This window comes from Streptomyces sp. NPDC050504 (genome assembly GCF_044458065.1).
Lineage (GTDB): Bacteria > Actinomycetota > Actinomycetes > Streptomycetales > Streptomycetaceae > Streptomyces.
In genome coordinates this window covers 701,717-712,592 of the sequence record NZ_JBITHO010000002.1, presented here as the reverse complement: position 1 = coordinate 712,592, position 10,876 = coordinate 701,717, and the positions used below count along the sequence as shown (strand labels likewise).

The following is a 10,876-nucleotide window of genomic DNA, read 5'->3' as shown; positions in this document are numbered from 1 at the left end:
GGTGCCCCCCCGCGCGGTTAGCACCCCGGGCGTTAGGGGGGGGGGGGGCGCCCCCCCGGGCGGGGGGCGGCGCCTCACTCGTACGTACGCGCCGTGCCTACGCCTGCGCGGGCAGCAGCAGCCTGTCGAACTCCTGGCCGACGACCGACCAGTCCCACATCGACAGCGCGTGCTTGGCGGCGGGCTCGGTGGCCGCGCGCCAGGCCTCCTCGGTGCCCGTCAGGGCGAGGATGCGGTCGGCGGCCTCCCGGGGCGTGGCGACGACCCAGTCGGCCGGGAAGAGCGTGCGCGGGCCGTTCTCCAGGGACGCGAAGAAGGGCCAGTCGCGGACGACCGGGAGCGCGCCGCTGACCGCGCCCTCGACGAGGCCGCAGTGGAAGGACTCGCGCACCGAGCTGCTGAGGATCACGCCGACGTCGGTGAGCGCGCCGGGCACGTCGGAGGTCTGGCCCACGCGGTGCACCGCGCCCGCCGCCTCCAGCTCCTCCAGCTCGGGCTGGAGCAGGTTGTCGTAGGCGCGCACGACCGGACCCGCCTTGCGGTTCAGGCCCTCGCCGATGATGACCAGGCGGTAGCGGTCGTCCTTCTGGCGCAGCAGGCGCAGCACTTCGAGCGCCCAGCGCGGGTCCTTGGCGACGGCGCTGACGCCGACCAGGCCGAGGGCGAAGCGCACGTCGGCGTCCGTCTTGTCCTGCTGGAAGCGGACCAGGTCCATGGCGTTGGCGATGACGTGCCGCGCGGGCGCGCCGGGGCCGCCGAGCTGCGGCAGGACCCGCTCGACCAGCTCGCGCAGGTGGTCGCTGACCAGGATCAGGTCGTCGATCCGGGTGAAGTCCACGACGTGCGGCCAGAACGCGAACGCCTCGTAGCTGTGCAGGCGCAGCACCATGCGGGTGGTGCCGGGGTCGATCGCGGTGAACAGGCCCGCCGCGTTGGTGCACCAGTCGATGAAGACGGTGTCGGCCCAGTCCAGGTGGGGGCGCAGGGCCTCCTCGACCTTCTCCCTGAAGGGGAGCTGGCCGCCGAGCGCGTGCTCCATGATCCGCTTGATGCCGCGGACCAGCGGGCGCAGCGTCTCGTCCTCGTTGACGTCGAGGTAGCGGATCTCGACGTTCGGGTGGTTCTCGTACCGGTCCCTGATGGACTGCAGGAAGGCCGCGTTGGCGTACGTGGTGACCAGCAGCCGCAGCGGGCGGTCCGTCGGCGCGGGGACGGCGGGCAGCGCCCGGCCGCGCGGGGCGGACAGGGCCTTGAAGGCGGCGCTGCGGCGGAAGGCCGCGAGGTAGGCGTCGGGGTCCTTGGCCATCGGCGAGGAGACCCCGTCGAAGTGGATCCCGCGGTTGAAGGCGAGCGCGAAGGCGGTCGACAGCTGGTCGGCGGCCTTGGAGACGTCCTTCTTCTTGAACCGCTCGTCGGCGACGGTCAGCGCGGCGGCGATGGCCTTGTCGCGCAGCTTGGGGTTGTCGTGGCCGCGCGCCAGGTCGGCGCGGGCGGCCTCGGCGAGCAGCGCGGCCTGGAGCGTGCGGTTGGCGGTGCGGTCGGCGGCCTGGTCGAGGACCATCGTGGCGCCGGTCCTGCGGCCGCCCTTGGCCATGGACAGGCTGACGCGGCGGGCCAGCTTGGCGCGCATCCGGTCGGGCACGCGGGGCGCGACGACGGCGGTGCGCCAGGCCTTGGCGCCGATCGCGGTGCGCATCACGGCGGGCGAGGAGGCGCGGCGCAGCACCATGCCGGCGCCCTGGCGGACGGCGCGCTTGGTGGAGCGGGCGGTCACGGCGGGCGAGGGGACGGTGCGCACGACGTCGCGCAGCGCGTAGTGCAGCGGGTTCTCGGCGCGGGCCTCCAGGGCGCGCAGCGCGGGGGCGACGCCGAAGACCGCGTCGGCGCGGCGGTTGTGCTGGGCCAGGCGCCAGACGGTGTACACGGCGTTCTGGTCGAGGGCGACGAGGACCTGGGCCTTGCGGGCGTGGCGGCGGGTCCACTGGTCGCGCTCGACGCTCACCCAGGTGCGGCGCGGCGGGGGCAGCTTGGCGGTGCGCTTGGCGAAGGCGGTGCCGCGCTCGGCGGCGGCCTCGTTCAGCGAGCGGAAGTCGAGGCCGCGCAGCGAGCCGTCCAGCTCCAGCGCGTCCCGGTCGAAGAGCCCGGCGAGCTGCACGGTCGCTCCCACGGCCCGGAACTTCTCCACGGAGGCTTTGAGCATAGAGAGCGTCGGCACCGCGCCCGCGATCAGAAGTACTTGGGTCATGCGAGGAGGTCCTCCGTGTGTTCTGCGTCGTGTTCCGGGTGGGAGCCGAGGGTCTGTGCCGGGGCCCGGGGGTTAGGCACCGGGCCCCGGGAGCCCGTGTCAGACACGGGCTCTGAGGGCGTCGGCCCGGCCGAAGACGGCGGAGCGGTGCTCCGGGGCGCCTTCGGCCGGGCCGACGGGGCAGTTCACAGCCGCCCTGTCACACACCGCTCTCCTGGCCGGAGGGCCGCAGCGCCGGGGCCGGGGCGGCCTTCTCGGCGGCCGCCGCGGGGCGCGCCGCCCTGGGCGCGGCCTCGGTGCCGGGCAGCAGCCGGCTGTAGATCGTGTCGAGGACCTCCGCCTGGGCCTCCCACGTCCACTTCTCCAGCAGACCGGGCTTGTCGTAGGCGGCGCGGTAGCGCTCGGGGTCGGCGAGCACGGCCTTGACGGCGCGGACGTAGTCCTCGGTGTCCTGGGCCTTGAAGACCTCGCCCTGGCCGGTCCTGTTGACCATCTCGGCCATGGTCTTGATGTCGCTGACCACGAGCGGCAGACGGGCCTGCGAGTACTCGAAGAACTTGTTGCTGAGCGCCAGCTCGTGGTTGGGCAGGTGCAGCAGCGGGCTGACCGCGGCGTTGGCCGTGGACAGGAACTCGGGCACCTGCCAGTGCGGCACGAACGGCAGGACGTGGACGCGGTCCTCGACGCCCAGCTCCTCGACCAGCTTGAGGATCTTGGCGGTGGCCGGGAAGGGCTTGCCGGGCGGGGTGGAGACCAGCGCGACGTGGACGTCGGGCATCAGCTTGAGGCCCTCGATCATCGTCTCGACGCCGCGGACCGGGTTGATGCCGCCGCAGAACGCGAGCAGCGGGACGTCGGGGCCGATGCCGCACATCTCGCGCAGGTCCGGCGTCGGGTCGGCGGCCGCCTCCTCCTCCGGGTCGGGGTGGCTGACCGGGGCGTTGAGGACGACGTACGGCGTCTCCTTGAGGCCGTGGCCCTCGACCAGCAGGTCGGCGAGCGACGGCGAGACGGTGATCACGGCGTCGGCGAAGACGGCGTGCTCCTTCTCCCAGGCGACGTGGCCGGGCAGCCAGCGCTCGTGGTGGGAGTGCAGTCCCGGCACGAACTCGTGGGCGTCCCAGACCAGCTTGACCGGGTAGCCGGCGGCGCGGCCGCGGACGGCGGCGCGGGCGCCGACGCCGAGCATGCGGAAGTCGTGCGCGTGGATCAGGTCGGGCTTGAGGTCGTCGATGTGCTTGGCGAACGCCAGCTCGTAGTCCCACAGGTAGGGGAGCATCTGGCGCCAGGCGCGCTCGCCCATGACGGTCTGCCACACGTTGGTGATGACGCGGTCGATGGGGGCGTCGAACTTGGCGCGCTTGCGCTTGGTGCGGCGCATCATGCCGGAGCGCAGGGCGACCCACTTGCCCATGGCCTTGGCGGTGACCTTGGGCACGATGAGGCGGGCCGCGCTGCCGCTGGCGCTGCCCTTGCCGGGGCCCTGGGCCTGCGACTGGGCCTTGGCCGCCGCGGCGCGGAAGCGCAGGTCCGCGCGCCACGCCTTGACCGCCTGCTGGCGGTAGGCGGCGATCTGCGGAGTGCGGTAGGCGAGCGGGTTGCGCAGGCGCGGGCCGCGCAGGTCCTGGCGGCGGTGCGAGAGGGGGCTGGGCTTGGGCACCAGGCGGACCTCGGCGTCGCCGATCTTCCAGCTCTGGATCTCGCGCGTCGGGGAGACGCCGAAGAGGATGACGTCCCAGCCGGCCTCGGCGGCCGAGCGGGCCGACTTCTGCACGCGGGAGTCGTTGCGCACCCCGTTGTCGACCAGCATCACGATCCGGCCTCGGGAGCCCCTGGGCCTGGTCTGCCCGTCGGTGGTGTCGAGCTCCATATGTTGTGTGCCTTTCATGATTCTGAGAGGTCTGGCACTTCAGGAGCCCGCCCGACTCGGTCGGGCCTGCAACACCAGTGCCGTTCGAAGCGGGCGTCTCGTGCATTGCACATGGGCGCAAACGGCACGGCCACAAAACCCGGCCGCATCAAAGCATAGCGCCCCTCATCCGACCAACGAGCAGCCCCCCGGACCGCCCCCGGAGGCGGCCGGGGGCCGTCCGGCACGCCCGTATGATCGGAGACCTCTCGTACGTCTGTTATTCGAAGCTTCCTTGAAGGAGCACCGCACGTGAAGGTCCTCAGTGTCGTAGGGGCGCGTCCCCAGCTGGTCAAACTCGCCCCCATCGCGGCCGCCTTCGCCGGCACGCCGCACCAGCACGTCATCGTGCACACCGGCCAGCACTACGACGCCAACCTGTCCGACGTGTTCTTCTCCGGCCTGGGCATCCCGGACCCCGACGTCCACCTGGGCGTGGGCTCCGGCGGCCACGGCGAGCAGACCGGTGCGGTCCTCGCGGCGATGGACAAGGTCCTGGAGGCCGAGAAGCCGGACTGGGTCCTGGTCTACGGCGACACCAACTCCACGGTGGCGGGCGCCCTCTCCGCGGTGAAGCTGCACTACAAGGTCGCGCACCTGGAGGCGGGCCTGCGCTCCTTCAACCGCCGGATGCCCGAGGAGCACAACCGCGTCCTCACCGACCACGCGGCCGACCTGCTGCTGGCCCCCACCGAGGAGGCCATGCGCCACCTCGCCAACGAGGGCCTGACCGAGCGCTCCACGCTCGTCGGCGACGTGATGGTCGACGTCTGCCTGCGCATCCGCGACGCCGTCCTGGCCGGCGAGCACCCGCGCCCGCAGCTGCCCGAGGGCATCGACCCCGAGGCCCCCTACCTGGTGGCGACGCTGCACCGCCCCGACAACACCGACGACCCCGAGCGCCTCGCCGCCATCGTCGGCGCGCTCGCGGCCCTGCCGGTGCCGGTGGCCCTGCTGGCCCACCCGCGCCTGGTGGCCCGCGCCGAGCAGCACGGCATCGACCTGAACCAGGGCGCGGTCCGCGTCGGCGCCCCCCTCCCGTACGCGGGCCTGGTCGCCGCCGTCCTCGGCTCCGCCGGTGTCGTCACCGACTCGGGCGGCCTCCAGAAGGAGGCGTTCCTGCTGGAGCGCGCCTGCACCACGATCCGCCCGGAGACCGAGTGGGTCGAGACCCTCGAAGGCGGCTGGAACCACCTGGTCCCCGACCCGCACGAGACCCCGGAATTCACCGCGCTCGCCACGCGTCCCGCGCCGACCACCCCGCGTGGTACGCCGTACGGTGACGGGAACGCGGCGGTGCGCGCCGTCCAGGCGATCACCGAGCGCTGAGCCGCCGCGCCGCCGGCCGCCGTGCACCGCAGTCCCCTTCTCTCCATCCATCCTCCCGGAGCACCCCTTGCGTAACGTGATCAAGCGACTCAGGCCGCCCGGCCCGGGTGGGGCCCCGTCCCGAACCAGGACGACGGGACCCCAGCCGAGCGGCATCCGGCCGCACATGATCTACCTCGCCATCGGCTTCCCGCCGGCGGCGAAGAGCTGTGCGTACCGGATGCGCGAGACCGCGAACCAGTTCGTCGAGCTGGGCTGGGACGTCACCGTGCTGACCATCGCGGAGGAGTCCTGGGAGCGCGAGTACGGGCTCGACCACACGCTCTCCGACCCGGTCGACCCCCGGGTGCGGATCGTGGAGCTCCCGCTCGCCAGGGAGGACCTGGAGACGGACATCAGGGTGTTCTCCGAGGACCGTGCGCTCGCGCCCATCAAGTGGATGACGCGGGAGCGCAACCGGCACCTGGAGCACTTCCCCGAGCCGGTGTTCGGCGGCTGGCGCGAGGCGCTGGAGCAGGGCGTCCTGGACATCCACCGGGAGTTCCCTGCGGACATGCTCGTCGCGAGCTGCGCGCCGTACGTCAACCTGGCCGCGGCCTGGAAGCTGTGGGACGCGCACAAGATCCCGTACGCGATCGACTTCCGCGACGGCTGGTCGGTGGACGTCATCGGCGGCGGCGAGGCCTTCGCCCGTGACTCCGTCTCCGGCGAGTGGGAGGCGCGCGTCCTGGGCGACGCGGTCGAGATCTGGTGCGTCAACGACCCGATCGCCGACTTCTACCGCGAGCGCTACCCGGAGCTGGCCGAGCGCGTGCAGGTCGTGCGCAACGGCTTCGACCCGGACAGCGTGCCCGCGGTCAAGGGCGCGGCCGACCCGGAGAAGGGCCTGACCTTCGGCTACCTGGGCTCGGTCAACTTCAAGCCCGCGTTCCTCGCCACGGTCCTGGAGGGCTGGCGCATGGCCCGCGAGCGCGACCCGCTCGTGGCGCGCTCGCAGTTCGAGATCCGCGGCCACATCGGGGCGGGCGCGAGCCGCGAGGCCAACGCGCACATGACCCTGATCCGGCAGGCCGAGGCCGACAACGTCGTCTTCCGCGGCCCGGTCGCCAAGGCCGAGGTCGCCGCGACGTACGGGCGCTGGGACGCGCTGGTCCTGATGCTCGTCGGCGGGCGCTTCGTGACGTCCGGCAAGGTGTACGAGTTCATGGCGTCCGGGCTGCCCGTGCTCTCCGCTCACGAGGAGGACCACGACGCGTCGTACGTCCTGGAGGGCCACCCGATGTGGACCGGGGCCTACGGCCTGGACTCGGAGAAGCTCGCCGAGTCCTTCGTCCGCGCCGCCCACATGGCGGTCGAGGCGACCGAGGAGCAGCGTGCCGCGGCCCGCGCGCACGCCGACAAGTTCACCCGAGGTGTACTGATGGCCCCCGCGGCCCGTCATCTCACCGAGGCCGTACGACCGGCCCTGCTGTCAGAGGGGAAGCGGGCATGACCGCGGACAAGAAGAACAAGGGGCTGCCGGACTCGGTGGCCCGCAAGGCGATCAGCTCGAAGGTGCTGCGCAACCCCGTGGGCGCGCGCGCCTGGCGGCTCGCCGTGGGGGCCCCCGGTCTCCCCGAGGACGTCCGCTTCAAGCTCGCCCGCCAGGTCGGCGGCGGCCTGGACAAGGCCAACCGGCCCAGCGGCGCGGTCCTCGCGCTGCGCGCCGCCGCCCAGCAGACCACCGACCCGCGCCGCCGGGCCGACCTGCTCGGCGAGGCCGCCCGCGTCGAACTGGCCCGCGGCAAGGTGCCGCGCGCGCTGGAGGCCGCGGTCCAGGCCGAGATGGCGTTCGCCGACCGCAGGTTCACCGCGTCCGACACGCAGCGGGCCGCCGCGTCCGCCGTCGCCGCGCTCCAGCTGGCGTTCCACCGGGTGCTGCACTTCGACCGGACGACGTCGCCGCTGGCCCGCGACCCGCACGCGTTCCTGGCGCCGCTGCACCGCAGCTCGACCATAAGGGCGCTGTCGCGCGGCGCGGGCCGGGCCTCCGCGCCCGCCCCCGCGCCCACCGACCGGCCGCTGCGGCTGCTGTTCGTCACGCGGGGCAACACCACCTTCCTGAAGCAGGTCCAGGAGCACTACGCGGCCCACCCGGACGTCGAGGTGCGCAACCTGGACCTCGGGGCGGAGCCCGCGCTCGACAAGCTGGCCACCGCCATGACCCGGCTCGCCGACCACCGCCTGGGCGGCGACCGGGAGTTCGGGCGGCAGGCCGAGGAGCTGCTGCGCCCGCACCTGGACTGGGCGGACACCGTCTTCGTCGACTGGTGCCTGGGCCCCGCCGCCCTGTTCACCGCCGTCGACCCGGGCACGACCCGGATCGTGGTGCGGCTGCACAGCGCGGAGGCCTTCAGCCCCTGGCCGTACCTGGTGGACTTCTCCCGCGTCGACGACCTCGTGTTCGTCGGGGCGCACCTGCGCGACCTGACGCTGGCGACGGTGCCGCAGCTCAAGTGGGACCCGTACCCGCGGATGCACGTCGTGCACAACGCCATGGACCTGGCGTCGTTCGTCCGCCCCAAGTCCGCGGACGCCCGCTTCACGCTGGCCCTGACCGGCATCTCGGCGGTCGCCAAGGACCCGCGCTGGGCCGTCGCGGTCGCCCGGACCCTGTACGCCAAGGACAGGCGCTACCGCCTGCTGCTCATCGGCGAGGACGTCGACGCCAAGCTCAGCCCGGCCTCGCGCGCCTACGCCGAGCGCTACGAGAAGGACCTCGAAGAGCTGGAGGCCGCGGGCGTGGTCCGCCGCATCGGCCAGGTCGACGACGTCCCCGCGGCCCTCGCCGACGTCGGCGTGATCCTCAGCACGTCGGTCCGCGAGTCCTTCCACTGCGCACTGGTCGAGGGCGCGGCCAGCGGCGCGATCCCGGTCGTCCGCGACTGGCCGTTCTTCGCGGCCAAGGACAACGGCGCCCGCACGCTGTTCCCCGAGGACTGGGTCGTCGGCAGCGTCCGCGAGGCCGTCGCCCGCATCCAGGAGCACACCGCGGACCAGGAGACCTGGCTGAAGACCGGCCAGGAGGCCTCGTCCCACGCCCTGACGTCCTGGGACTGGCCCGTGGTCCGCGAGGACTTCGACCGCCTGCTGCTCCCCCGGCGCTGAGCGTCCGGTGGGAAGACGGGGCATTCAGCCCGCCGCCCCGGCGGCGAGGGGCCGCGACCGGCTCCCCTCGCTGACCGGGCTGCGGTTCTGGGCGGCGCTGCTGGTGGTGCTCTACCACCTGTCGCGCCAGGTCGGGACCGTACCCGGGCTCAGCGACACCGTCTGGTACGGCCGCAGCGGCGTGACGTTCTTCTTCGTCCTGTCGGGCTTCGTGCTCGCCTGGACGTACGACGGGGCGAAGGTGCCCGCCAAGGTCTTCCTCTGGCGGCGCTTCGCCCGCATCTGGCCGCTGCTCGCCGTCAGCGTGGGGCTCTCGGTCGGCGTGTGGGCCTGGATGGGCCGCGACGTGCCGCTCTCCGCGATCGCCGCGACCCTACTGCTGGTCCACGCGTGGTTCCCGGACCCCGTGCTGTACACCGGGGGCAATCCGGCGGCCTGGTCGCTCACCGACGAGGCCTGGTTCTACCTGATCTTCCCGGCCCTGCTGGCGCTGCTCGCGGGGCGCAGGGCCAGGGTCTGGGCGTGGACGGCCGTCGCGGTGCTCGTCGCGACCGCCGTGCTGTGGCCCGCGCTGTCGGGCCTCTCCCCCGCCGACCGCAGCTGGGCGCTGGACTACCTGCCGCTGACCCGTTCGCTCCAGTTCGTGCTGGGCGTGGTGGCAGGGCTCGCGGTGAAGCGCGGCTGGCGCCCGCCCGTCCCGCTGTGGGCGGCGGTCGCGCTGGTCGCCGGCTGGCACCTGGCGCTGATCCCGTGGTCGGACGCGGTGCCCGACGCCCTCTGGTACAGCCCGTACACCGCCTCGCAGTGGCTCTCGGCGCCGCTGTTCGCGGCGCTGATCTGCGCGGCGGCCCGCGCCGACCTCGACGGACGGCGCACCGGGCTCGGCGGCGCCTGGGCGATCAAGCTGGGGCACTGGTCGTTCGCCTGGTACCTGGTGCACGAGATCGTGCTCAGGGCGGCCGTCTTCCACTGGGGCAGGCCCGCGCCCGGCGGCGACACCGCGGTGTTCTGGCTGGGCGTGCTGACGGTCAGCCTGGCGCTCGCCGCGCTCTGCTACCGGTTCGTGGAGCACCCCGCCGAGCGGTGGCTGCGCCGCATCGGCCCGTCCGTGCCGCGCCCCGCGCAGGCCGGTCCGCCGCCGGTCCCCGCGGCGCGCGCCGAGCAGCGCGCGGGACGGGTCTGAGAGCCGTCGCGCACGTACGGAGAGGGGCCCCGGAAGACGTCTTCCGGGGCCCCTCTCCGTACGTCGTCCTACGGGTGGCGCAGGCGCCAGCCCGCCCAGGCCGACTCCACCATCGCGCGTACGTCGTGCCGTGCCGTCCAGGAGAGTTCGCGGGCGATCAGGGCGGCGGACGCGACCACGCTGGCCGGGTCTCCGGGGCGGCGGGCGGTGACCTCGGGTTCGAGGTCGCCGCGGCCCGTCACCTCGTGGATGATCCCGATCATCTCGCTGACGGAGACGCCCTCGCCGCGCCCGATGTTGAGCGTGAGGGCCGCCCCGGGGTCGGCGGCGAGCCGGTCGGCGGCCGCCACGTGCGCGGACGCGATGTCCTCGACGTGGACGTAGTCGCGCACGCAGGTGCCGTCCGGGGTCGGGTAGTCGTCGCCGAAGATCCGCGCGGGCTCGTCGGCCTCCAGCCGTTCGAAGACCATCGGTACGAGGTTGAAGGCGCCCTCGTCGCCCAGCGCGGGCTCCGCCGCGCCCGCCACGTTGAAGTAGCGCAACGAGGCCGTGGCCATGCCGTGGACCCGGCCCACCGCGCCGACCAGCCACTCCCCCGCCAGCTTGGTCTCGCCGTAGGGGTTGATCGGCGCGCACGGGGTGCCCTCGGTCACCAGGTCGACGTCGGGCATCCCGTACACGGACGCCGACGAGGAGAACAGGAAGCGGCGCACGCCCGCCGCGGCGGCCCCGTCGAGGAGGACCCGCAGGCCCTCGACGTTCTCGCGGTAGTAGTACAGCGGTCGCGCGACCGACTCGGCCACCCGCTTCTTGCCCGCGAGGTGCACGACGCCGGTGACGGCGTGCGCGCGCAGGACGCGGTCGACGGCTTCCGGGTCGAGGACGGTGCCCACGTCCAGCGGGACGCCGTCCGGCAGGCGCTCCGCGCGCCCCGTACTCAGGTCGTCGAGGACCACGACGCGTTCGCCGCGGTCCGTCATCGCCTTCACCACGTGGGAGCCGATGTAGCCGGCGCCGCCAGTAATCAACCAGGTCATGGGGAGAACCATCTGCAGGTCGGCCC

General features: G+C 73.5%; 7 protein-coding genes. 4 read left to right on the top strand and 3 right to left on the bottom strand.

The window, feature by feature from the left end; genetic code table 11:
* Positions 1 to 97: 97 nt before the first annotated feature.
* Entirely contained in the window at positions 98 to 2,245 is a 2,148-nt protein-coding gene (locus ACIBNE_RS08990; RefSeq protein WP_399270793.1) for a hypothetical protein, read from the bottom strand.
* A gap of 199 nt (positions 2,246 to 2,444) precedes the next feature.
* Positions 2,445 to 4,115 carry a glycosyltransferase family 4 protein gene (locus tag ACIBNE_RS08985; protein ID WP_399270792.1) on the bottom strand — a complete coding sequence of 557 codons (1,671 nt, stop codon included), beginning with the start codon at positions 4,113 to 4,115 and terminating at the stop codon, positions 2,445 to 2,447.
* A 291-nt stretch (positions 4,116 to 4,406) separates the two neighbouring features.
* Between ACIBNE_RS08985 and wecB the strand changes: the two genes are divergently transcribed.
* The 4 genes from wecB to ACIBNE_RS08965 all read left to right on the top strand — a co-directional run bounded on the left by wecB (position 4,407) and on the right by ACIBNE_RS08965 (position 9,813).
* Positions 4,407 to 5,483, top strand: coding sequence for a non-hydrolyzing UDP-N-acetylglucosamine 2-epimerase (wecB, locus tag ACIBNE_RS08980; protein ID WP_399270791.1), 1,077 nt, complete (start codon positions 4,407 to 4,409; stop codon positions 5,481 to 5,483).
* 166 nt (positions 5,484 to 5,649) lie between these two features.
* Complete coding sequence (locus tag ACIBNE_RS08975; protein ID WP_399270790.1) at positions 5,650 to 6,975, top strand: glycosyltransferase; 1,326 nt, start codon at positions 5,650 to 5,652, stop codon at positions 6,973 to 6,975.
* Positions 6,972 to 8,630 (top strand): hypothetical protein, encoded by a 1,659-nt coding sequence (locus tag ACIBNE_RS08970; RefSeq protein WP_399270789.1) that lies wholly within the window; start codon positions 6,972 to 6,974, stop codon positions 8,628 to 8,630. Before ACIBNE_RS08975 ends, ACIBNE_RS08970 begins: the two co-directional genes overlap by 4 nt.
* A gap of 7 nt (positions 8,631 to 8,637) precedes the next feature.
* Positions 8,638 to 9,813 carry an acyltransferase family protein gene (locus ACIBNE_RS08965; protein WP_399270788.1) on the top strand — a complete coding sequence of 392 codons (1,176 nt, stop codon included), beginning with the start codon at positions 8,638 to 8,640 and terminating at the stop codon, positions 9,811 to 9,813.
* A gap of 68 nt (positions 9,814 to 9,881) precedes the next feature.
* On the opposite strand, the gene galE is transcribed toward ACIBNE_RS08965, so the two are convergent.
* Complete coding sequence (gene galE / locus ACIBNE_RS08960) at positions 9,882 to 10,850, bottom strand: UDP-glucose 4-epimerase GalE (protein ID WP_399270787.1); 969 nt, start codon at positions 10,848 to 10,850, stop codon at positions 9,882 to 9,884.
* Positions 10,851 to 10,876: the final 26 nt, after the last annotated feature.